Below are 21,059 nucleotides of genomic sequence, written 5' to 3'. Positions count from 1 at the left end.
ATGCGTTTCCCTCCCCGGCTGAAGCCGGGGATACCCACGCAAGATCAGGGATGGACGGGCGCGGCGACCGTCGTCCGTGCGTCGGACAGGTCCGGCGGGGCGACTCCCAGTGCGAGCAGGCCCGCCACGAGTGGAACGGCCCAGGGGCCGTGGGAAAAAACGGACGAGCCGAGGGGAAAACCTAGGGACGACACCGGGACCCCCTCATGACGGCGACATCCTCACCCTGACGAGACTCCCGGGCCCCCGCTCCGGTTGCCCTCAGCGCAGCGACTTCCACAGGTCGCTCGCCTCCGGTTCCTCTGCCACCACCCGGTTGGGGTCCGACACGGCCGGCACCACCGGCATGGTCACCGTCGTCACCCGGTCCGCCGACAGGCCCCGCAGGCTCTCGCCGAGCCGCATCAGCTCGGTCAGCGAGTCGAGGCCGGTGTCGGTGGTGAGGCTGCCGGTGATCGCGTCGGCCACGCTGTACAGCCTGGTCGGCTCGGTGAGCAGGTTGGTCGACGAGATCTGCTCCAGCAGGGCCTTCACCAGCTTCTGCTGGAGACCTATGCGGCCGAGGTCGCTGCCGTCGCCGATGCCGTGCCGGGTGCGGGCCAGCGCGAGGGCCTGGGTGCCGTCGAGGTCGTGGGTGCCGGCCTTCAGCTTCAGGTGGCTGTCGTCGTCGTCGATGTCCTCGTCGGTGGTGACGGTGACCCCACCGAGCGCGTCGACGAGCTTCGCGAAGCCCGCGAAGTCGATCTCGATGTAGTGGTCCATGCGGACGTCGGTGATCGCCTCGACCGTCTTGACCGCGCACACGGCCCCGCCCACCGAGTACGCGCTGTTGAACATCTCGCCGTACCGGACGCCGGTGGAGCCGCCCGAGGTCAGCGGACACGAGGGCCGGGTGACGAGCGTGTCGCGCGGGATGCTGACCACGGTCGCCCTCGTCCGGCCGGCGTCGAGGTGGACGACCATCGCCGTGTCGGACCGGGCGCCCTCGCTGCTCCCGCCGCCGAGTTCCTGGTTCTCCTTGCCGCTGCGCGAGTCCGAGCCGAGGACCAGGATGTTCAGCGAGCCGGTGGGCAAGGGCGTGGCGGAGGCGGTACCGGACGGGGACGGGGTGGTGACCGCTTCGGGCGGGCGGTCGTCGCCGAGCGCGCTGTTGATGTCGACGCTCTTGATGTTGTTGTTGAGATGCCAGTACGCCCAGCCCGCCGCCGCGACGCCGAGCACCAGTGCCCCCGCGAGAGTGAGACCGGCGGCCTTGAGCGCCTTCGACCGCCGGCCCCGCCGTCTGCCCTCGTCGCCGTTCTCGTTGTGTCCGGTCACCCGAGGAACATAAGTCCGAATTGTTAGGAGAATGTTAGGACCGGGCCGCGAGGTGGTTTTCTTCGGAAATTCTCATCCTCCCGGAAACCTCCCCGGATCACCGGGCACGGACACACCTCCGAAAGTTTCGGCCAGGCAGCCGACTGACTTCGGAGCAGCCCCCGCGCACCGGAAGCACTTCAGCGCCCAGCCACCCCGGACGCACCCCGGCCCCTACCCCGCCGGAGGCGCCCCCGTGCTGGCCCGCACCACCAGGCTGGTCGCCAGCTCGACCCGGGTCGCCGCCGGGGTGCCCTCCTCGCGGCCGAGGTCGAGGACCAGCTTCGCGGCCGCCTCGGCCATCTCCGTCAGCGGCTGCCGTACGGTCGTCAGCGGCGGCCCCACCCAGGGCGCCACCGGCAGGTCGTCGAACCCGACCACGCTCAGGTCCTCCGGGATCCGCAGCCCCAGTTCGCGCGCGGCCTCGTACAGCCCGAGCGCCTGGAGGTCGTTGCCGGCGAAGACGGCGGTCGGCCGGTCCGGGCGGCGCAGGAGTTGAAGGCCCTGCCGGTAGCCGGCCTCATGGTGGAAGTCACCGGTCGCGATCAGCTCGGGGTCGACCGGCAGCCCGGCGGTCTCCAGGGCGGCCCGGTAGCCGTCGACGCGGGCGCGGCTGCACATCATCCGGCTCGGCCCGCTGATCGCCCCGATGCGGGTGTGCCCGAGGTCGACCAGATGCCGGGTGGCGGCGAGGCCGCCCTGCCAGTTGGTGGCGCCGATCGAGGGCACGTCGGCGCCCGGGTCGCCGGCCGGGTCCATCACGACGAACGGGATCGAGCGGCTGTTGAGCAGCGCCCGCTGGGACTCGTCGAGGCCGGACAGTACGAGGATCACGCCGTGCGGGCGGCGGGCGGCGACCTGGTCGGCCCAGGTCCGCCCGGGCGTGAGCCGCCCGGCGCTCTCGCTCAGCACCACGCTCAGCCCGGCGTCCCGGGCCACGTTCTCCACGCCCCGGATGACCTCCATCGCCCAGGCGCTCTCCAGCTCGTGGAAGACCAGGTCGATCAGCGGGGAACGACTCGCCTCCGCACGCCGGCGCCGGTAGCCGTGCGCACGCAGCAGCCCTTCCACGCGGCTGCGGGTCGCCGGGGCGACGTCGGCGCGGCCGTTGAGGACCTTCGAAACTGTCGGCGCGGAAACGCCGGCCTCGCGGGCGATCTCGGCCAGGGTCGCGGTCTGCGCGGACCGTCCTGCCGACGGGGTTGTCGTCCGGGTTTCAGCGGGCTCCGGGGGTGTCATGGCGGCGATCGTATCCCTGCGCGACCTCTTGACGAACCCCTCTCACCGCCCTAGGTTCCCAAAACATTCGAGTTGTTTTCCGAAACATTCGCGAGAGGGCCCTCCACCCCGACAGGAGTTTCATGACCACCGCCCCCTGGCGTGACCCCGCCGTGCCCGCCGCCGCCCGCGTCGACGACCTCCTCTCCCGGATGACCCTCCAGGAGAAGACCGCCCAGTTGTACGGCGTCTGGGTGGGCGCCAGCACGGACGGCGACGGGGTCGCCCCGCTCCAGCGCGAGATGACCTCCTCATATGACTGGGACGAGCTGATCACCCACGGGTTGGGCCAGCTCACCCGCCCGTTCGGCACGGCCCCGGTGGACCCGGCGCTGGGCGCGCAGGCACTGGCCCGCGCCCAGCGCCGTATCACCGAGGCCGGCCGCTTCGGCATCCCCGCCCTCGCCCACGAGGAGTGCCTGGCCGGCTTCACCGCCTGGCAGGCCACCGCCTACCCGGTCCCGCTGGCCTGGGGCGCCTCCTTCGACCCCGAGCTGGTCGAGGAAATGGGCCGCCGCATCGGCCACGACCTGCGCTCGGTCGGCGTCCACCAGGGCCTCGCGCCGGTCCTGGACGTCGTACGGGACCTGCGCTGGGGCCGGGTCGAGGAGACCATCGGCGAGGACCCGTACCTGGTCGGCACCGTCGGCTCCGCCTATGTGCGGGGCCTGGAGTCGGCCGGGATCGTCGCCACGCTCAAACACTTCGCCGGGTACGCCTCCTCGGCGGGCGCCCGCAACCAGGCCCCCGTACGGGCCGGTGTCCGGGAGGTCGCGGACATCACGCTCCCGCCGTTCGAGATGGCCCTGCGCGAGGGCGGCGCCCGCTCGGTGATGGCCGCCTACACGGAGACGGACGGCGTCCCGGCGTCGGCGGACCCCGGCCTGCTGGACGAACTCCTGCGTGAGCGCTGGGGGTTCACGGGCACGGTGGTCTCCGACTACTTCGGCATCGGTTTCCTGCAGACCCTGCACCGGGTGGCGGGCACCGAGGCGGAGGCGGCCCACGCGGCGCTCGCGGCCGGCATCGATGTCGAACTCCCGAGCCTGAAGTGCTTCGGCCGCCCGCTCCTGGACGCGGTCCGGGCGGGCGAGATCCCTCAGGCGCTCATCGACCGCGCGGCCCGCCGCGTACTCCTCCAGAAGTGCGAACTGGGCCTCCTGGACGAGGACTGGGCCCCGGAGCCCACCGGCCGCATCAACCTGGACTCGGCGGCCAACCGCGCGCTGGCCCGCCGCCTGGCCGAGGAGTCGGTGGTCCTGCTGGACAACCCCGACGGACTGCTCCCCCTCGCCCCGGACACACGGATCGCGGTGGTCGGCCCGCGCGCCGCGGACGCGCTCGCGATGCTCGGCTGCTACTCCTTCCCGTCCCACGTCCTCACGCAGCACCCCGAAGCGCCGACGGGCATCGAGATCCCCACGCTGCTGGAGTCGCTGCGCGCCGAACTCCCGGACGCGAAGGTCACGTTCGCGGAGAGCTGCGGAGTGTCCGACCCGGACACGACAGGCTTCGAGGAGGCGGTGGCCCGGACCGCCGAGGCGGACGTCTGCGTGGCCGTCCTCGGCGACCGTGCGGGCCTGTTCGGCCGGGGCACCTCGGGCGAGGGCTGCGACGCCACCGACCTTCAACTCCCGGGCGTGCAGCCCGAGTTGCTGGACACCCTGGTGGCGACCGGCGTTCCGGTGGTGCTCGTCCTCCTCACCGGCCGCCCCTACGCCCTCGGCCGCTGGCAGGGCCGGCTCGCCGCGGTCGTCCAGGCCTTCTTCCCCGGCGAGGAGGGCGGCCCAGCCGTCGCGGGCGTGCTCTCGGGCCGCGTCAACCCCTCCGGCCGCCTCCCGGTGAGCGTCCCGCACGTCCCCGGCGGCCAGCCCTGGACCTACCTCCAGCCCCCGCTGGGCCTCAAGGACGAGGTCAGCAACCTGGACCCGACCCCGCTGTACGCCTTCGGACACGGCCGCTCCTACACGGAGTTCGAGTGGGCCGACGTCCAGGGCACCGCCCCGGAGATCACCACGGACGGCTCCTACGACATCTCCCTCACGGTCCGCAACACGGGCGACCGCGCGGGCGCCGAGGTCGTCCAGCTGTACCTCCACGACCCGGTGGCCACCGTGACCCGCCCGGACGTCCGCCTGATCGGCTACCGGCGGCTGGAGCTGGAGCCGGGCGAAGCCCGCCGCGTCACCTTCCGCTTCCATGCCGACCATGCGGCCTTCACCGACCGTTCCGGCCACAAGGTGGTCGAACCGGGCGCGCTGGAACTACGGTTGGCGACGTCCAGCGCGGACGTACGGCATACGGCCCGGCTGACCCTCACGGGTCCGGTACGGGACCCGGGGCCGGACCGCAGGCTGCGCTGCGAGACCGAGGTGTCGGGCGTGGGGTGAGCCCGGCGGGGGAACACGGGGGACGCGATGGACAGGCTGGTCCACCACGAGCTGCGGAGTTCTCTGACCGCGCTGCTCGCCGTCGTCGTCGGCGCGGTGGTCGTGGGTCTCGTACGGGGGCTCCCGTCGACACGGATCACGGACGGAACGGCACTGTTCATCGCGGCCGTTTTCGGGCTCCTGGTGCTGTTCACGCTCCTCAAGGCCACCCGGATCACGTGGTTCAGCGGGGTGCCCGAATGGGACGCCGCGACTCCCGTGGACCCCGAGACGGCTCTGCCCACCCAGGACTTCCGGCACGCCAAGCCCGTCGACCCGGTCTTGCTGCTGATACTCCTGGTACCGGCGCTTTTCGTAGCCCTCGTCTGGCAGCCGTGGATGATCGTCACGCCCCTCTGGTCGGCCGTGGAGTGGGCGGGGCAGGCCGCACTGATCGCCTGCTGGGAGCGCAGGAACGGCCGGCAACTGTGGCGGGGCCGGGTCCAGGGCAGGCCGGGGGAGCTGTCGTACTCCCCCGTCAGTCCCCCGGCACCGACTCGAACCGCCACCGATGCACCGCCCGCATGACCAACTCCCCGTCCGGCTCGGGAAGTTCGGGCAGCTCGGCATCGTAGGCCGCGTCCCACCAGGTGATGACCAGCACCCGGTCCTGCGGTGCCCGGAAGGTCTCCCGGCGTACCGGGCGCTCGGGCAGCTCCTGCTGCCGCGCCCACGCCAGCAACTCCTCGCCCCGCCCCTCCGCCGCCCGGGCCTCCCACATCAGCGCGACCGTCACGAGTAGAGGTTCTCCTTGCTGACCTCGTGAACGTGGTCGTGGCCGGGGACGTGCGGGTCGGTCACCGGCAGGGACGAATCCGCCGACAGGTCCCAGCTCGACGTGGACCGCCCTCGGGCGACCATCTCCGCGCCCAGCGCCGCCACCATCGCCCCGTTGTCCGTGCACAGCTTGGGGCGGGGCACCCGCAGCCGGATCCCGGCGGCCTCGCAGCGTTCCTGGGCGAGCACCCGCAACCGCGAGTTGGCCGCGACGCCCCCGCCGATCATCAGGTGGTCCACGCCCTCGTCACGGCACGCCCTGACCGCCTTGCGGGTCAGCACGTCCACGACCGCCTCCTGGAAGGAGGCCGCCACATCCCGCACCGGCACCTCCTCGCCCGCCGCCCGCTTCGCCTCGATCCAGCGGGCCACGGCCGTCTTCAGCCCGGAGAAGGAGAAGTCGTACGCCGCGTCGCGCGGGCCCGTCAGTCCGCGCGGGAACGCGATGGCCGAGGGGTCTCCCTCCTTCGCGTACCGGTCGATGACCGGACCGCCGGGGAAGCCCAGGTTCAGCACGCGGGCGATCTTGTCGAAGGCCTCTCCGGCCGCGTCGTCGATGGTCGCGCCCATCGGGCGGACGTCGGAGGTGATGTCGCTCGACAGCAGCAGCGAGGAGTGCCCGCCGGACACCAGCAGGGCCATCGTCGGCTCCGGCAGCGCGCCGTGCTCCAACTGGTCCACGCAGATGTGGGAGGCGAGGTGGTTGACGCCGTAGAGGGGCTTGCCCAGCGCGTAGGCGTACGCCTTCGCCGCGGAGACACCGACGAGCAGCGCCCCGGCGAGCCCCGGTCCGGCGGTGACCGCGATGCCGTCGAGGTCCCTCGCGCTCACCCCCGCTTCCTTCAGCGCGCGGTCGATGGTCGGCACCATCGCCTCCAGGTGCGCCCGGGAGGCGACCTCCGGGACGACCCCGCCGAAGCGGGCGTGCTCGTCGACGCTGGACGCGATGGCATCGGCGAGCAGGGTGGTGCCGCGGACGATGCCCACACCGGTCTCGTCGCAGGAGGTCTCGATGCCGAGGACGAGTGGTTCGTCAGCCATGGATCTCGGTTCCTTGTACGCCGTTCACGGAGGTGGAGGGGTCGGTCAGTCGCATCACCAGGGCGTCCACGTTCCCCGGCTGGTAGTAGCCGCGCCGGAACCCGATGGCCTCGAAGCCGAAGCGCTCGTACAGCTTCTGCGCGCGGACGTTGTCGACCCGGCACTCCAGCATCACCTCGGCGCACTCGAAGTCGCCGGCGGCCCGCAGCAGTTCGGTGAGCAGCCGGCTGCCGAGTCCGGTGCCCTGGTGGTCGCGGGCGACGGCGATCGTCTGTACGTCGGCGAGCTCGCCGGAGGAACTCAGTCCCGCGTATCCGACGATCCGCCCGTCGGCGGTCTCGGCGACCACGTACCGCCGGGTCGCCTCCGGGCCGCGGGAGTGGGCCAGCTCGGACCAGAACATCCCGCGGGACCAGGCGTCCTCGGGGAAGAGGTCCCGCTCCAGGGCCAGCACGGGGTCGATGTCCCACCAGCGCATCTCGCGCAGTCGAGGGTTCACGGTCGATCCGGTCACTTGAGCGGTCACTTGGGGGTGACCACCTTGTAGTTCTTGGGCACCTGCGCGTCGGGCCGGCGCAGGTACAGCGGCCGGGGGGCGGGGAGTTCCAGGCCGGCGGCCAACCGCTCGGCGGCCAGCGCCGCGAGGGCCGCCGCGGACACGTTCTCGGGCTCGTGGGCGCTCGGGAAGGTGTCCGGGTACAGCAGCGCGCCCGCGCCCACGGCCGGCAGTCCGGCCACCCGCTCGGCGATGTCGGCGGGCCGGTCGACGGCGGGGTCGGTCAGGCGCGTGCGGGAGTCGGCGTACGTGGCCCAGTAGACCTCCTTGCGCCGGGCGTCCGTCGCCACGACGAAGGGGCCCTTCTCGATGTCGGACGCGTAGGCGAGACCGTCCAGCGTGCACACGCCGTGCACGGGGACGCCGAGCGCGAGCCCGAAGGTGTCGGCGGTCATCAGACCGACGCGCAGCCCGGTGTACGGGCCGGGGCCGATGCCGACGACGATGCCGGTGACGGCGTCGAGCCGCAGACCGGCCTCGGCGAGCACCCGGTCCACGGCCGGCAGCAGCAGTTCCCCGTGCCGGCGCGCGTCCACCTGACTCGACGAGGCGATGACGTCCCCGCCGTCGTGCAGCGCGACGGTGACGGCGGGGGTGGCGGTATCCAGAGCGAGCAAGAGCACGCAAACAGCCTACGGCTCCCGCGGGCCCGTGTCGGACGGCGAGGTCGGACGGTCACCGACTGCTACCTTCGCCCCGTTGCAAGGCGTACGACACAGAGGTGGGACCACCGTGACAAGCAGCAGCGCCGGATTCGTGACCGGGCTCACCGCGGCGGCCCTCGCGGGCGTCGGCTTCCTCGGCCACCAGGCCGCCGCGAACGTCCCCGCCGACCTCGCCGCGCCGCCGGCGAACGGCTCGCCCGCCGCGGCCGCCTCGAAGTCGCCGCGCGCCGGGCGGAACCCGACGGCCCTGCCCGCCGCCTCCGGCACGGGTGAGCGGGTCGTGTACACGCTGAGCGGCGACCGGGTCTGGCTGGTGGGCCGGGGCGACAAGGTCCGGCGCACCTTCGCGGTCGCCCCGGGCAGTGTCGACCCGGAGCCGGGCAGCTACGCGGTCACGTCCCGCTCCAGCTCGGTCACCGGCACCGACGGCACCCCCGTCGAGCACGTAGTCCGCTTCGCCAACGTGAACGGCCTGCCCATCGGCTTCAGCGCGGCGGTGAACCACGTGGCCCCGCCCGTCGATCCGGGCGCACGCACGGGCGGCATCCGCGAGTCACGTGCGGACGGCGCCGCGATGTGGCGGTTCGCGACGATCGGGGCGAAGGTCGTCGTGATCCGCTAGCGCCTGCCCGGCAGCGCCGGAGTGCTCAGGCGGTGCCCGGCAGTGCCGAGTCAGGCGGCTTTGCGGTGCTCGGCGGGCCGCCGCGAGGGCTGCGGGTCGGGCACGCGCGGCGGGGTCGAGATCTCGTGCGCGGCGGCGCAGGACGCCAGCAGCTCGCGCATGGACACGCCGACGACGGCCGCGCACGACTGCGGCTGCTGCCGCGGCTCCGGCTTGCTCTCGGTGGCCGACATGGACGCCTCCTGAAGTTCGGGGGCGGGCGCGGTTAGGCAGACCTAACTACGAGCTGGATACCATGTGACCACGCACAAGACGCGGAACGCAACAATTTGCCGACGTCGTGTCGGAACATTCATGAAGTCGGCGGACGCCCCGCATCCGTTTTCAGGCGTCCACGGCCCAGGCACCGGTACCGGCACCGGCGCACCGGGGCTCGGCGTTCGCGCTCACGCGTCCACGGCTATGCCGACAGCACGCTGAGGTCCGCCGTCGCCCAGCGCTCCCCCAGCCCCGTCAGGGTCACGTGCCGCACCTCGTCCGTCTCCGGGGATCCGGGGGCCGCCCCCAGGGACGACTCAGCGCCGACGGTCCGGTGGATGACGACCTGCAGCCGGTCGTCGGTCAGCTCCTCGACCTTTCCCTCGCCCCACTCCACGACGATCACCGACTCGGGCAGCGAGACGTCGAGGTCGAGGTCCTCCATCTCGCCGAGGCCGCCGCCCAGCCGGTACGCGTCGACGTGCACGAGGGGCGGACCGTCGCCCAGGGACGGGTGCACACGGGCGATCACGAAGGTCGGGGAGGTGACCGCCCCCCGGACCCCGAGCCCCTCACCCAGCCCCCGGGTCAGCGTCGTCTTGCCGGCACCGAGCTCCCCGGTGAGCATCACGAGGTCGCCCGCGCGCAGCAGTTTCGCGAGCCTTCGGCCCAGCTCCCGCATCTGTTCGGGAGAGGTGACGGTCAGCCGGGTCCCGGCGGGGTCGTGCGGTGCGGTGATCGCTTCCATCATCACTCACTTGCAGTAGTACGCTGGTGACGTTCCGTGAGGGATCGGTCCGGGCCGGACCGCAGTCGCAAGGCTGGAAGCCACCTCTCAGGAGGAGGCGGAGTCCCAGCCACTTACGGTAGCCGTAACTCGCCCCGCCCCCGCGCGGGCCAGCAGATCGGCGAGACGGTCGGTGACCACTTCCGGGTGTTCCAGGATCACCAGGTGCCCGGCGTCCGGTACCAGGACCAGTTCGGCGTCCGGCAGCAGGTCGGCGATGGCCTCGCTGTGCTCACTGGGCGTGACGAGGTCCTGGACACCGGCCAGCACCAGCACCGGCATGTCCCTGAAGAGGGCGAGGGCCTCGGTCTTGTCGTGGTCGTTGAACGCCGGGTAGTACTCGGCGACCACGTCGATGGGCGTGCCCTCGATCATCCGCTCGGCGAACCGCACGATGGCCGGGTCGACGTCCCGGGACGCGAACGAGTACCGCTTGATGATCCCGGCGAACAGGTCGGCCGTGGCCCGCCGCCCCTTCTCCACCAGGGCCGCCTGCTGCCCCATCGCCTTCAGCACGCCGGGCAGCACCCGCCGTACGACGTTGACGCCGGCCACGGGGAGCCCGAAGTTGACCTCGCCGAGCCGCCCGGACGACGTACCGACCAGGGCGACCGCGACCACCCGGTCACGGATCAGCTCGGGGAACTCGTCGGCCAGAGCCATGACGGTCATCCCGCCCATGGAGTGTCCGACCAGCACGATCGGCCCCTCCGGCACGGCCGCGTCGATGACGGCCTTGAGGTCCCGTCCGAGCTGCTCGATGGTGACCGGCACCCCTTCCGTCGTCTGGGCGACGCCCCGCCCGGACCGCCCATGACTGCGCTGGTCCCAGTGCACGGTCCGTACGACGCCCCTGAGCGCCGCCCGCTGGAAGTGCCAGGAGTCCTGGCTGAGGCAGTAGCCGTGGCTGAAGACGACGGTGACCGGAGCCGGCACCTTGCGTCCGAAGAGCCGGCGCCGCCGGGGCGCCGAGCCGCCCTCCGGCTCCACGTCGTCGACCTCGTAGTACAGCTCGGTGCCGTCGTCCGCGGACGCCTTGCCGGGCGTGCCGCGCAGCGAGCCGTACGGTCCCGCCGAGTCGAGCGCGAGCCGGGCCTTGCGGCGCATCCCGCGGCCGACGGTGAGCCGCTCGATGGCGACGCCCGCGGCCGCGCCCGCGGCGACGAATCCTATGGCCGCGCCCGCGAGGCCGGTCGCCCTGCGCCAGCCGGCGGCCGCCCCCGTGGCGGTGGCGACGGCCGCGGCTGCGTCCACGACCGCCTCCGCACTGCTCTCGCTCACGTACCGCTCCTCTTCGCCGGACTGCTTGATCGCTGGGTCGGGTGATACCGCTGTTATGAGAGGTACCGCAGTTGTCCTGCGGTACCGCTGTTGGGTGGTGCTTGTGTTGCCGGTGGTGCCGGTGTTGTTCTCTGTGGTGCCGGGCTTGCTGTTCTTGCGTGCCCTGTGCGGTTACCCCGTTTGTTCCTCGTTCACATAGACGCGAGGAACACGCGTTCCGATCCGGGTGACGATCTCATACGCGATCGTGCCCGCGGCCTGCGCCCAGTCCTCGGCGGTGGGCTCACCGCGGTCGCCGGGCCCGAAGAGCACGGCCTGCGCGCCGGTCTCGGGTTCGTCACCGCCCAGATCGACGACGAACTGGTCCATCGCCACCCGGCCGGCCACCGTACGCCACTTGCCGTCGACCAGCACCGGGCCGGTCCCGGACGCATGCCGGGGGATGCCGTCCGCGTAGCCGACGGGCACCAGGCCGAGGGTGGTCTCGCCCGGGGTGACGTAATGATGCCCGTAACTGACGCCGTGACCCCCCGGAACGCGTTTCACCAGCGCGATGGAGGCACGCAGCGTCATCACCGGACGCAGTCCGAAGTCGGCCGGGCTGCCGACCTCGGGGCTCGGCGAGATGCCGTAGACGGCGATCCCGGTCCGGACGAGGTCGAAGTGGGACTCGGGCAGCGTGAGCGTGGCCGGCGAGTTGGCGATGTGCCGTACCTCGGGCCGCGCGCCCTGCCCCTCGGCGTACGCCACCATCTCCCGGAAGCGGGCGAGCTGGGCGGCGATGGAGGGATGCCCGGGCTCGTCGGCGCAGGCGAAGTGCGACCAGAGCCCGGTGACCCGGATCAGCCCCTCGGCCTCGGCGCGCAGCGCGGCGCCGACCAACTCGGCCCAGTCCTCGCCGGGCTGGCACCCGTTCCGGCCCAGCCCGGTGTCGGCCTTGAGCTGCACACGCGCCGGGACGCGGGCGGCGCGGGCGGCCTCGGTGACCTCCGCGAGAGCCCACAGGGCACTGACCGAGACATCGAGGTCCGCCTCGATCGCCTCCCGCCAGGGCCCGCCGGGCGTCCACAGCCAGCACATGATCCGCCCGGTCAGCCCGGCGGCGCGCAGCGCGAGCGCCTCCTCGGGAGTGGCCGTACCCAGCCAGCGCGCCCCCGCCTCGACCGCCGCGCGGGCACACGGAACGGCCCCGTGGCCGTACGCGTCGGACTTCACCACGGCCATCACGGCCGCGCCCGGCGCATGGGCGCGCAGGGTCCGCACGTTGGCCCGCAGGGCGGCCAGATCGATCTCGGCGCGAGCGCGCAGGGGCGCGCTCGGCGGGACTGCTGTCTCACTCATCGTGCCCCAGTCTCTCAGAGGGCCCGGACACGGCCTCCGGACGCCCGCGTCCCAGGCCTCCGGCAGGACTGAGGCGGGGGCGGTGCGGCGCGGCGGGGTCACCGGCGCGGCTCGGCCGCCTCGCGGACCGTCCGCTCACCGTCGTACGTCCCGCCAGGCCCGTACCACCGCGTCCGCCACGTCGTGGGCTCCCACCGGCGCCCCGTCCGCCGCGAGCCGCCCGGCCAGGCCGTGCAGATACGCCCCCACGCTCCCCGCGTCCCGCGCGGACAGCCCCGCTGCCAGCAGCGACCCCGTCAGCCCCGACAGCACGTCACCGCTTCCGGCGGTGGCGAGCCAGGACGTACCCGTGGCGTTCACGCGCACGGCCCCGCCCGCCGGGCCGGCCACCAACGTCGTCGAACCCTTCAGCAGTACGGTCGCCCCGTACCGCCCCGCCAGCTCCCGCACCGAACTCAGCCGGGCCGACTCGACCTCCTCCCGGGCCACCCCGAGCAGCGCGGCGGCCTCCCCGACGTGCGGAGTCATCAGCGTCGGCGCGGTACGGGCACGCACCGCGGCCGCGTCCGCCAACCGCAACCCGTCCGCGTCGATCAGCACGGGTACGTCCGCCGCCAGCACCTCCGCCACCGTCGCCGCGTCGTCCCCGGCGCCCGGTCCGACGACCCACGCCTGCACGCGCCCCGCCTTCTTCGGCCCCTGGTCCGACACGAGCGTCTCGGGAAAGCGGGCGATGACCGCGTCCCCGGCGGGCCCCACGTACCGCACGGCCCCGGCCCCGCCCCGCAACGCCCCCGACACCGCGAGCACCGCGGCCCCCGGATAGCGCGCGGACCCGGCTGCGATCCCGACGACGCCCCGCCGGTACTTGTCGCTCTCGGCTCCAGGCACCGGCAGCAGCCGCGCCACGTCCGCGTGCTGCAACGCCTCCAACTCGGGCTCGTCGGGCAGTTCCAGCCCGATGTCGACGAGCCGCACCGACCCGGCGTACTCCCGCGCCGGATCGACCAGCAGCCCCGGCTTGTGCGTCCCGAAGGTGACGGTCAGGTCGGCCCGTACGGCGGCTCCGTTCACCTGCCCCGTGCCGACATCGACCCCGCTCGGCAGGTCGACGGCGACGACGGCGGCCCGGGACCGCTCGGCCGCGTCGGCGAGCGGCACGGCGTCCGGCCGCAGCCCGCCCTTGCCGCCGATCCCGACGATGCCGTCGACGACGAGGTCGGCCCGCTCGATCAGTTCCCCGGCGGCACCCGGAGCCACCGTCCGGCCCCCGGCCCGCCGCAGCGCCAGGAGGCCCTCCGCGTGCGCCCGTTCGGGCGTGAGCAGCACCGCCGTGACACCGGCCCCGCGCCGGGCCAGCCGGGCACCGGCGTACAGCGCGTCGCCCCCGTTGTCGCCGCTGCCGACCAGCAGCACCACCCGGCTGCCGTACACCCGCCCCAGCAGGTCCGCGCAGGCGGCGGCGAGCCCGGCCGCCGCCCGCTGCATCAACGCCCCGTCCGGAAGCCGCGCCATCAGCTCCCGCTCGGCCGCCCTTACCGTCTCCACGCTGTACGCAGTACGCATGTGATCGAGTCTGCCCCAGAACGGCCGTGGAACCCGAGGGGCCGAACACGGCACACCCGAACGCGATCCGGGAGGGGTGCGGCTGTGGTGTTGTTCGGAGCCGGGCCCGGGGTGTGGCCGCGGTCGAGCCGCCGTCACCCACTGGTGGATCCGGCCACGTCAGCGGCGGGCCGTCGACACCGGCCCGTCGCAACCGCCGTCACCCCTCCGCGATCACCACCGCCGACGCCACCCCCGCGTCATGACTGAGCGACACATGCCAGGACCGCACCCCGAGTTCCGCCGCCCGTGCCGCGACCGTCCCGGTGACCCGCAACCGTGGCTGCCCGCTGTCCTCGACGTAGACCTCGGCGTCGGTCCAGTGGAGTCCGGCCGGTGCGCCCAGGGCTTTGGCGAGGGCCTCCTTGGCGGCGAACCGCGCGGCGAGCGAGGCGACACCGCGCCGCTCCCCGCTGGGCAGCAGCAACTCGCTCTCCAGGAACAGCCGCGCCGCCATGGTGGGCGTACGTTCCAGCGACGCCCGGAACCGATCGATCTCGGCAACGTCGATACCGACCCCGATGATGCTCATCCGCGCACTCTACGATCCGTCCGGCGACGGCGGGCTCGTCCTGCTGGGTCGGCCAACGCTCAGTCCTGTTCCTGGCTGGTCCCCGGAATCTCCGGGTCCTCGACGAACAGGTCCTCGGCCCGCTCGACCGTGCGGGAGCGCTCCAGCCAGGCGTCCATGCGGTCGAGGTCGGTGCAGGCGGTGATGCGCTCGCGCACACTGTCCGAGACGGGGATGCCGCGCACCTCCAGCACGAACAGGATTCCCTTGGCCTCGCCTTTGGCCTCGCCTTCTGCCTTGCCCTCCAGGTACGCCGTCTCACGGACCGTTCCCCGGCCGGGGAAGTAGCTGACGAACGACATGATTTCCCTCAGTTTCTCTCCGGCTGGGGTGCTACCCAGGTTGATTTCCAGGAACTCGAAGAAGTACCCGGCGGTCTCGGGATCCGATTCCTGGAGTTCCTGAAGGGCGGTTGTGATTGCCCTCAGTATGGCCTCACAGTCGGGACTGCGGGCGTGTGCCAGGGCCGAGAGCACGCCCAGTGCGAGGTTCTTCGCCGCAGTCCTGGCATCGGTGATCACCGGCAGGTTGTCCGGCCCGGCGACGAGCGGATACGTCCGCTGAGCCGTCCAGCCTCGCGTGCCGCAGTCGAAGGGGCCGGCCGCCCACTTGGCCGTGGCCCTGTCCTGACAGACCACGAGAAGCAGCGCGGGCAGCCGGTACTTCGCCTGGAGGTAGGCGACGTAGTACGCCCAACTCGCCTCCTTGCCCGGGACCTTGTGCGACTGCGACAACGCCCTCGGCGGTTCCGGCGGTTCCGGGTCCGCGTCCCACGCCCCGATCCGCAGAACACCCGCCGACCAGCGAACCCGCAGGGCAGCCGGCCCCTTCGTATGCCGTACGGCGTTGGAGACCAGCTCCCCGGCGAGGAGCTCCGCGACGTCGACCAGGCTGATCAGGCCGTGCATGGTGAGGATCAGACGGAGGGTACGGCGGCTCACGGTGACGGCTCGGAGGTCGTTCGGGATGTAGAGGGAGTACTCCCAGGGTTCGGACTCGTTTTCGGGCATGCGTCAACTCCGTTCACGTGGTGGGGGGTTGCGGGTCGGCGGGCGGTGGCAGTGTCGCGGCCGTCATGGCAGGGCGGGGCGGTGCGCTTCCGGTTACCCCGGCAATCCGCAGCGTGTGCGTCGCGTCACCGACGGTACGGTCCAACATTGGTCCGCCGCAACCTGATGCCGGTAATCTGACCCCGAACGGGGCACAGTCCTATAGCAGTTCGAGGAGACACTGATGCCACGGAGACGGCAGCCCACAGCCCGCCAGGCGCGCCTCGGCACAGAACTGCTACGCCTGCGGGAGGCCGCCGGCCTCAAGGGACGCGAGGCTGCCGCCCTGCTCGGGACCGACGCGGCGCGGTTGAGTCAGATCGAGTCCGGCATCGCGGGTGTAAGCGAGGACACCGTGCGCCGCCTCGCGTCCCACTACGTCTGCACGGACCAGGAGTTCATCGACGCCCTGGTCGCCATGGCCACCGACCGGACACGCGGCTGGTGGGAGGAGTACCGGGGCCTGCTGCCGACGTCCTTCCTCGACCTCGCCGAGCTGGAGCACCACGCCACGTTCCTGCGAGAGGTCCAGTTCCTGTTCATCCCCGGTCCGCTCCAGACGGAGGACTACGCCCGCGCGGTCTTCTCTTATCGAATCCCGGAACTCCCCGAGGAGGAGCGTGAGTTGCGTGTCCACCACCGGATGCAGCGCAAGGTGATCCTCGAAGGCATTCCGTACGAAGCGGTTATCCACGAGGCGGCACTGCGCATCAACGTCAGCGACCGCACCGCGTCACGAGCCCAGCTCTCCCGCCTCGTCGAAATCTCCGAAGCGGACCACATCACTGTGCGAGTCATCCCCTTCGCGTTGGATGGATTCGCTGGTGCCGCTAGCGCCATGGTGTACGCGGGAGGCACCGTACCCAGGCTGGACACCGTCGTGCGCGATGCACCCCACAGCACAGCCCTCATCGATTCCGAAGCCCAGCTGGGAGCGTTTCGAACGCTCTTCCGTAAAGTGGAAGCCTCGTCGCTCGAGCCCGCAGGATCGCGCGACTTCATCCACCGGCTGATCAAAGAGCTGTGAGGCACCCCATGGAGACCCCCGGCAACTGGCGGAAGTCGTCCTATTCGGGTCCGGGCGATGGCAACTCCTGCGTGGAAATCGCAACCAGCCTCACCCGAGTAGCGATACGCGACTCAAAGACTCCGGCCAGGGCCACCCTCACCTTCCCCACGGGAGCCTTCACCACGTTCGTCGACGCCCTCAGAGACACCCCCGACAACTGGCGGACATCGTCCTACTCCGGCGGCGGCGACGGCAACGAGTGCGTCGAGATCGCCAACACCCCCACCCACGTAGCCGTCCGCGACACCAAGGCCCCCGCCAGAGCCACCGTCACCTTCCCCACCACGGCCTTCACCCCCTTCATAGCCGCCCTGAAGACGACTCACTCCACCGTGACCGACTTCGCCAAGTTCCGCGGCTGATCCACCTCGTTACCCCTGGCCGTGGCCAACTCACACGCGAACACCTGCAACGGGACCGTCGCCACCAACGGCTGCAGCAACGTCGGCGTAGCCGGAACGCGAATCAAGTGGTCCGCGTACGGCACCACCGCCTCGTCCCCCTCCTCCGCGATCACGATCGTCCGCGCACCCCGCGCCCGGATCTCCTGGATGTTGGACACGATCTTGTCGTGCAGCAGAGACCGCCCCCGAGGCGAGGGCACGACCACCACCACCGGCATGTCGTCCTCGATCAACGCGATCGGGCCGTGCTTCAGTTCGCCCGCCGCGAAGCCCTCGGCGTGCATGTAGGCGAGCTCCTTCAGCTTGAGCGCGCCCTCGAGAGCCACCGGATATCCGACATGCCGGCCCAGGAACAGCACGGTCCGCTTCCGTGCCAGCGACCGGGCCAGTGCCCGCACCGGCTCCATGGTCTCCAGGACCCGCTCGACCTCCCCGGAGATGTGCGACAGATCCCGGATCACCGCGCCGATCTCGTCGCCCCACTTGGTGCCCCGCACCTGACCGAGATACAGCGCGACCAGATAGCAGGCGACCAGCTGGGTCAGGAACGCCTTCGTCGAGGCGACCGCCACCTCCGGCCCGGCGTGCGTGTACAGCACCGCGTCCGACTCGCGCGGGATCGTCGACCCGTTGGTGTTGCAGATGGCCAGCACCTTGGAGCCCTGCTCCCGCGCATGCCGTAGCGCCATCAGCGTGTCCATGGTCTCCCCGGACTGCGAGATGGCGATCACCATGGTCTGCGCGTCCAGAATCGGGTCCCGGTACCGGAACTCGCTCGCCAGCTCCACCTCGCAGGGAATCCGCGTCCAGTGTTCGATGGCGTACTTGGCGATCAGCCCGGCGTGGAAGGCCGTACCGCAGGCGACGATGACGACCTTGTCGATCTCCCGCAGCTCCGAGTCGCTGATCCGCACCTCGTCCAGGGTCAGCGAGCCGGCCGCGTCGATGCGACCCAGCAACGTATCGGCGACCGCCTTGGGCTGCTCGGCGATCTCCTTGAGCATGAAGTAGTCATAGCCCCCCTTTTCCGCGGCCGACGCGTCCCAGTCGACGTGGTACGAACGCACGTCGGCCGGGCGGCCGTCGAAGCCGGTGACCTGCGCCCCGTCCCTGCGCAGCTCCACCACCTGGTCCTGACCCAGCTCGATCGCCGACCGCGTGTGGGCGATGAACGCGGCGACGTCCGAGGCGAGAAAGGCCTCGCCCTCTCCGACGCCCACCACGAGCGGCGAGTTCCGCCGTGCCCCCACGACCACGTCGGGCTCGTCGGCATGCACCGCGACCAGCGTGAACGCCCCCTCCAGCCGCCGGCACACCAGCCGCATCGCCTCGGCCAGGTCGGCACAGGAGGAGAACTCCTCGGCGAGCAGATGGGCGACGACCTCGGTGTCCGTCTCGGAGGTCAGCTCATGTCCCCGCTCCTGCAACTCGGCCCGCAGGGCGGCGAAGTTCTCGATGATCCCGTTGTGGACGACGGACACCCGCCCCGCGTTGTCCAGGTGCGGATGGGCGTTGGCGTCCGTCGGTCCCCCGTGGGTGGCCCACCGCGTGTGCCCGATGCCCGTCGTCCCCGTCGGCAACGGCCGGTCGGCCAGTTCCTTCTCCAGGTTGGCCAGCTTCCCGGCCTTCTTCGCCGCCGCCAGCCCGCCGTCCGCGAGCACGGCGACGCCCGCCGAGTCGTACCCCCGGTACTCCAGCCGCTTCAGTCCGGCCATCACGACATCGAGCGCCGACTGCGACCCCACGTATCCCACGATTCCGCACATGGAACGGCAGCCTACGCACGATCCACCGCCCGAAAAGGCTCCCGCGTGCCCGAAATCGGAAATTCCCACCGCCGTACGAAGCCCTCCGTGCTCACCCGGTGGCGGCGTGACGGACCCCACCCCCCCGCCCCGTTCAAACTCCGTTAACAATGGACTGTGATCTCTCCGGTCTCCCCGATGCCCCGGAGCGCCCACCGGCAAAGGCCGGAGGCGACTCCCTACGTCGATCTCACCCGAGCCGAGTGGAGTGTGCTGCGCGAGAAGACGCCGTTGCCGCTCACGGCCGAGGAGGTCGAGAAGCTGCGTGGCCTCGGCGACGTCATCGACCTCGACGAGGTGCGGGACATCTACCTCCCGCTCTCCCGCCTCCTCAACCTCTACGTCGGCGCCACCGACGGCCTGAGAGGGGCGCTGAACACCTTCCTCGGCGAACAGGGCTCCCAGTCCGGCACCCCGTTCGTGATAGGAGTCGCCGGCTCGGTCGCCGTAGGAAAGTCCACGGTCGCCCGCCTCCTCCAGGCCCTCCTCTCCCGCTGGCCGGAACACCCCCGCGTCGAACTCGTCACGACCGACGGTTTCCTGCTCCCCACCAAGGAGTTGGAGTCCCGCGGCCTGATGTCGCGGAAAGGTTTCCCCGAGTCGTACGACCGCCGTGCGCTGACCCGTTTCGTCGCCGACATCAAGGCGGGCAAGGACGAGGTCACCGCGCCCGTCTACTCCCACCTCATCTACGACATCGTCCCGGAGCAGCGCCTCGCGGTCCGCCGCCCCGACATCCTGATCGTCGAGGGCCTCAACGTCCTCCAGCCCGCGCTGCCCGGCAAGGACGGCCGCACCCGCGTCGGTCTCGCCGACTACTTCGACTTCAGTGTGTACGTCGACGCCCGCACCGAGGACATCGAGCGCTGGTACCTCAACCGCTTCAAGAAGCTGCGCGCGACGGCCTTCCAGAACCCGTCCTCGTACTTCCGCAAGTACACCCAGGTCTCCGAGGAGGAGGCCCTGGACTACGCCCGCACCACCTGGCGCACGATCAACCGGCCCAACCTGGTCGAGAACGTGGCCCCCACCCGCGGCCGCGCCACCCTCATCATCCGCAAGGGCCCCGACCACAAGGTGCAGCGGCTGAGCCTGCGCAAGCTGTAAGGGCCGTAGCAGAGGACTCGGGAAAACCCGGGCCTGTTAAAAAGGCACCATGCTGCATCTGCGCCTCATCACTCCGGCCGGCAAGACCGACGAAGTGGTCCGCCTGATCGAGAAGACGGTCGGCACCACCCACCTCGTCGTCCTGCCGGGCGCCGCCCGCAACCCGGCCGGGGACGTGGTGATGTGCGACGTCGCCCGCGAGGCCGGCGACGAACTCCTCACCGGGCTCCAGGCGTTGGGCCTCGACGACACCGGCTCGATCGCCGTCGAGAACATCGACCTGTCGCTGTCCAAGCGCGCCGACAAGGCCGAGGCGGAGGCGCCCGGCGAGGGCGCGGACGCGGTCCTGTGGGAGCACCTCACCGACGCGACCCACGAGGAGTCGACCCTCTCCTTCACCTACCTGGCGTTCATCACGCTCGCCACGATGATCGCGGCCTGCGGTGTGGTGCTGGACAACGCCATCCTGATCGTGGGCGCGATGGCCGTCGGCCCGGAGTTCGGCCCCCTGGCCGGCATCTGCACGGCCGCCGTACAGCGGGCGCCCCGCCTCGCGCTCCGCTCCCTGATCGCCCTGCTGGTGGGCTTCGCGGTGGCGATGGCGGTGACCGTGGGCTTCAGCCTCTTCATGGACTCCGTCGGACTGTTCACCGAGACCGGGCTGGAGGCCAAGCGGCCCAACACCGGCTTCATCTACGCCCCCGACTGGTTCTCGTTCGTCGTGGCCGTGCTCGCCGGAGCCGCCGGCACCCTCTCCCTGACCTCCGCCAAGTCCGGTGCCCTGGTGGGCGTGGCCATCTCGGTCACGACCGTCCCGGCCGCCGCCAACGCGGCCGTAGCCCTGATCTACAGCGACACCAACCAGGCCTGGCACTCCACGGAACAACTCCTGCTCAACCTCCTGGGCATCATCCTGGCGGGCACTCTTACCCTGATGCTCCAGAAGTGGCTCTGGTCAGCGCAGCGCAAACGGTCAGCGGCTTGAATCGCCGGGAACCGCAACGCCCCTGAAGGGGCGCGGGGCTCTGTCGATGTGCGGCTCCTCCCCCACTCTCGGG

At 71.6% G+C, this 21,059-nt stretch carries 19 protein-coding genes and 3 pseudogenes; 8 read left to right on the top strand and 14 right to left on the bottom strand.

The window, feature by feature from the left end; all coding sequences use genetic code 11:
- Positions 1–261: 261 nt before the first annotated feature.
- Together ACIBK3_RS06735 and ACIBK3_RS06730 are read right to left on the bottom strand one after the other, a co-directional pair.
- Positions 262–1,317, bottom strand: a complete 1,056-nt coding sequence (locus tag ACIBK3_RS06735) for an LCP family protein (RefSeq protein ID WP_399362577.1) — start codon at positions 1,315–1,317, stop codon at positions 262–264.
- A 213-nt stretch (positions 1,318–1,530) separates the two neighbouring features.
- The gene (locus ACIBK3_RS06730; RefSeq protein ID WP_399362575.1) at positions 1,531–2,595 is read right to left on the bottom strand and encodes a LacI family DNA-binding transcriptional regulator; all 1,065 of its coding nucleotides are present in this window, start codon (positions 2,593–2,595) and stop codon (positions 1,531–1,533) included.
- A gap of 122 nt (positions 2,596–2,717) precedes the next feature.
- On the opposite strand from ACIBK3_RS06730, the gene ACIBK3_RS06725 reads away from it, so the two are divergent.
- Together ACIBK3_RS06725 and ACIBK3_RS06720 are read left to right on the top strand one after the other, a co-directional pair.
- Positions 2,718–5,024 carry a glycoside hydrolase family 3 N-terminal domain-containing protein gene (locus ACIBK3_RS06725; RefSeq protein WP_399362574.1) on the top strand — a complete coding sequence of 769 codons (2,307 nt, stop codon included), beginning with the start codon at positions 2,718–2,720 and terminating at the stop codon, positions 5,022–5,024.
- 27 nt (positions 5,025–5,051) lie between these two features.
- Positions 5,052–5,591, top strand: coding sequence for a hypothetical protein (locus ACIBK3_RS06720; RefSeq protein WP_399362572.1), 540 nt, complete (start codon positions 5,052–5,054; stop codon positions 5,589–5,591).
- Here ACIBK3_RS06720 and ACIBK3_RS06715 read toward each other — a convergent pair.
- The 4 genes from ACIBK3_RS06715 to tsaB are packed head-to-tail and all read right to left on the bottom strand — an operon-like array spanning position 5,542 to position 8,060.
- Positions 5,542–5,799 (bottom strand): hypothetical protein, encoded by a 258-nt coding sequence (locus ACIBK3_RS06715; RefSeq protein WP_399362570.1) that lies wholly within the window; start codon positions 5,797–5,799, stop codon positions 5,542–5,544. The genes ACIBK3_RS06720 and ACIBK3_RS06715 overlap by 50 nt on opposite strands.
- The gene (gene tsaD, locus ACIBK3_RS06710) at positions 5,796–6,881 is read right to left on the bottom strand and encodes a tRNA (adenosine(37)-N6)-threonylcarbamoyltransferase complex transferase subunit TsaD (protein ID WP_399362568.1); all 1,086 of its coding nucleotides are present in this window, start codon (positions 6,879–6,881) and stop codon (positions 5,796–5,798) included. Before tsaD ends, ACIBK3_RS06715 begins: the two co-directional genes overlap by 4 nt.
- A complete protein-coding gene (gene rimI / locus ACIBK3_RS06705; RefSeq protein WP_399363936.1) occupies positions 6,874–7,359 on the bottom strand; it encodes a ribosomal protein S18-alanine N-acetyltransferase in 486 nt (161 codons plus the stop codon). Before rimI ends, tsaD begins: the two co-directional genes overlap by 8 nt.
- Positions 7,360–7,403: 44 nt before the next feature.
- A complete protein-coding gene (gene tsaB / locus ACIBK3_RS06700; protein WP_399362566.1) occupies positions 7,404–8,060 on the bottom strand; it encodes a tRNA (adenosine(37)-N6)-threonylcarbamoyltransferase complex dimerization subunit type 1 TsaB in 657 nt (218 codons plus the stop codon).
- A gap of 109 nt (positions 8,061–8,169) precedes the next feature.
- Between tsaB and ACIBK3_RS06695 the strand changes: the two genes are divergently transcribed.
- The gene (locus ACIBK3_RS06695) at positions 8,170–8,724 is read left to right on the top strand and encodes a hypothetical protein (RefSeq protein WP_399362564.1); all 555 of its coding nucleotides are present in this window, start codon (positions 8,170–8,172) and stop codon (positions 8,722–8,724) included.
- A gap of 50 nt (positions 8,725–8,774) precedes the next feature.
- On the opposite strand, the gene ACIBK3_RS06690 is transcribed toward ACIBK3_RS06695, so the two are convergent.
- The 7 genes and pseudogenes from ACIBK3_RS06690 to ACIBK3_RS06660 form a co-directional block, all read right to left on the bottom strand.
- Positions 8,775–8,957 carry a hypothetical protein gene (locus ACIBK3_RS06690; RefSeq protein WP_399362562.1) on the bottom strand — a complete coding sequence of 61 codons (183 nt, stop codon included), beginning with the start codon at positions 8,955–8,957 and terminating at the stop codon, positions 8,775–8,777.
- A gap of 227 nt (positions 8,958–9,184) precedes the next feature.
- Positions 9,185–9,730 carry a tRNA (adenosine(37)-N6)-threonylcarbamoyltransferase complex ATPase subunit type 1 TsaE gene (gene tsaE, locus ACIBK3_RS06685; protein ID WP_399363934.1) on the bottom strand — a complete coding sequence of 182 codons (546 nt, stop codon included), beginning with the start codon at positions 9,728–9,730 and terminating at the stop codon, positions 9,185–9,187.
- Positions 9,731–9,817: 87 nt separating this feature from the next.
- A complete protein-coding gene (locus ACIBK3_RS06680; RefSeq protein ID WP_399362560.1) occupies positions 9,818–11,050 on the bottom strand; it encodes an alpha/beta fold hydrolase in 1,233 nt (410 codons plus the stop codon).
- 171 nt (positions 11,051–11,221) lie between these two features.
- Complete coding sequence (alr, locus tag ACIBK3_RS06675) at positions 11,222–12,391, bottom strand: alanine racemase (RefSeq protein ID WP_399362558.1); 1,170 nt, start codon at positions 12,389–12,391, stop codon at positions 11,222–11,224.
- A gap of 135 nt (positions 12,392–12,526) precedes the next feature.
- Positions 12,527–13,957: an NAD(P)H-hydrate dehydratase gene (locus ACIBK3_RS06670; RefSeq protein WP_399362556.1), complete on the bottom strand. Its 1,431-nt coding sequence runs from the start codon at positions 13,955–13,957 to the stop codon at positions 12,527–12,529.
- A 199-nt stretch (positions 13,958–14,156) separates the two neighbouring features.
- Positions 14,157–14,528 (bottom strand): holo-ACP synthase, encoded by a 372-nt coding sequence (locus ACIBK3_RS06665; RefSeq protein WP_030671714.1) that lies wholly within the window; start codon positions 14,526–14,528, stop codon positions 14,157–14,159.
- Positions 14,529–15,295: 767 nt separating this feature from the next.
- Positions 15,296–15,577: pseudogene (locus ACIBK3_RS06660) on the bottom strand (ATP-binding protein); the annotation flags it as partial.
- Between the two features lie 223 nt (positions 15,578–15,800).
- Between ACIBK3_RS06660 and ACIBK3_RS06655 the strand changes: the two are divergent.
- The 3 genes and pseudogenes from ACIBK3_RS06655 to ACIBK3_RS06645 form a co-directional block, all read left to right on the top strand.
- Complete coding sequence (locus tag ACIBK3_RS06655) at positions 15,801–16,643, top strand: helix-turn-helix domain-containing protein (RefSeq protein WP_399362554.1); 843 nt, start codon at positions 15,801–15,803, stop codon at positions 16,641–16,643.
- An 8-nt stretch (positions 16,644–16,651) separates the two neighbouring features.
- Positions 16,652–16,831 (top strand): annotated as a pseudogene (locus ACIBK3_RS06650) (DUF397 domain-containing protein); the annotation flags it as partial.
- Positions 16,832–17,047, top strand: a pseudogene (locus ACIBK3_RS06645) (DUF397 domain-containing protein); the annotation flags it as partial.
- On the opposite strand, the gene glmS reads toward ACIBK3_RS06645, so the two are convergent.
- The gene (gene glmS / locus ACIBK3_RS06640) at positions 17,008–18,855 is read right to left on the bottom strand and encodes a glutamine--fructose-6-phosphate transaminase (isomerizing) (RefSeq protein ID WP_399362552.1); all 1,848 of its coding nucleotides are present in this window, start codon (positions 18,853–18,855) and stop codon (positions 17,008–17,010) included. The pseudogene ACIBK3_RS06645 and the gene glmS overlap by 40 nt on opposite strands.
- 177 nt (positions 18,856–19,032) lie before the next feature.
- On the opposite strand from glmS, the gene coaA reads away from it, so the two are divergent.
- Positions 19,033–20,001 (top strand): type I pantothenate kinase, encoded by a 969-nt coding sequence (coaA, locus tag ACIBK3_RS06635; protein ID WP_399362550.1) that lies wholly within the window; start codon positions 19,033–19,035, stop codon positions 19,999–20,001.
- A gap of 49 nt (positions 20,002–20,050) precedes the next feature.
- Positions 20,051–20,986, top strand: coding sequence for a DUF389 domain-containing protein (locus ACIBK3_RS06630; RefSeq protein ID WP_399362548.1), 936 nt, complete (start codon positions 20,051–20,053; stop codon positions 20,984–20,986).
- The last annotated feature ends 73 nt before the right edge of the window (positions 20,987–21,059 follow it).

The organism is Streptomyces sp. NPDC050287 (genome assembly GCF_044459385.1).
GTDB lineage: Bacteria > Actinomycetota > Actinomycetes > Streptomycetales > Streptomycetaceae > Streptomyces.
Note: the sequence above shows the minus strand (reverse complement) of the source record. Positions and strands in the feature narration are given on the sequence as shown.

What these genes read in the sequence shown, in the direction of transcription:
- ACIBK3_RS06730 (WP_399362575.1), bottom strand. Translation starts at nt 2,595, where the DNA reads ATGACACCCCCGGAGCCCGCTGAAACCCGGACGACAACCCCGTCGGCA.
- ACIBK3_RS06725 (WP_399362574.1), top strand. Translation starts at nt 2,718, where the DNA reads ATGACCACCGCCCCCTGGCGTGACCCCGCCGTGCCCGCCGCCGCCCGC.
- ACIBK3_RS06720 (WP_399362572.1), top strand. Translation starts at nt 5,052, where the DNA reads ATGGACAGGCTGGTCCACCACGAGCTGCGGAGTTCTCTGACCGCGCTG.
- tsaD (WP_399362568.1), bottom strand. Translation starts at nt 6,881, where the DNA reads ATGGCTGACGAACCACTCGTCCTCGGCATCGAGACCTCCTGCGACGAG.
- rimI (WP_399363936.1), bottom strand. Translation starts at nt 7,359, where the DNA reads ATGCGCTGGTGGGACATCGACCCCGTGCTGGCCCTGGAGCGGGACCTC.
- ACIBK3_RS06690 (WP_399362562.1), bottom strand. Translation starts at nt 8,957, where the DNA reads ATGTCGGCCACCGAGAGCAAGCCGGAGCCGCGGCAGCAGCCGCAGTCG.
- tsaE (WP_399363934.1), bottom strand. Translation starts at nt 9,730, where the DNA reads ATGGAAGCGATCACCGCACCGCACGACCCCGCCGGGACCCGGCTGACC.
- alr (WP_399362558.1), bottom strand. Translation starts at nt 12,391, where the DNA reads ATGAGTGAGACAGCAGTCCCGCCGAGCGCGCCCCTGCGCGCTCGCGCC.
- ACIBK3_RS06670 (WP_399362556.1), bottom strand. Translation starts at nt 13,957, where the DNA reads ATGCGTACTGCGTACAGCGTGGAGACGGTAAGGGCGGCCGAGCGGGAG.
- ACIBK3_RS06665 (WP_030671714.1), bottom strand. Translation starts at nt 14,528, where the DNA reads ATGAGCATCATCGGGGTCGGTATCGACGTTGCCGAGATCGATCGGTTC.
- ACIBK3_RS06655 (WP_399362554.1), top strand. Translation starts at nt 15,801, where the DNA reads ATGCCACGGAGACGGCAGCCCACAGCCCGCCAGGCGCGCCTCGGCACA.
- glmS (WP_399362552.1), bottom strand. Translation starts at nt 18,855, where the DNA reads ATGTGCGGAATCGTGGGATACGTGGGGTCGCAGTCGGCGCTCGATGTC.
- coaA (WP_399362550.1), top strand. Translation starts at nt 19,033, where the DNA reads ATGCCCCGGAGCGCCCACCGGCAAAGGCCGGAGGCGACTCCCTACGTC.
- ACIBK3_RS06630 (WP_399362548.1), top strand. Translation starts at nt 20,051, where the DNA reads ATGCTGCATCTGCGCCTCATCACTCCGGCCGGCAAGACCGACGAAGTG.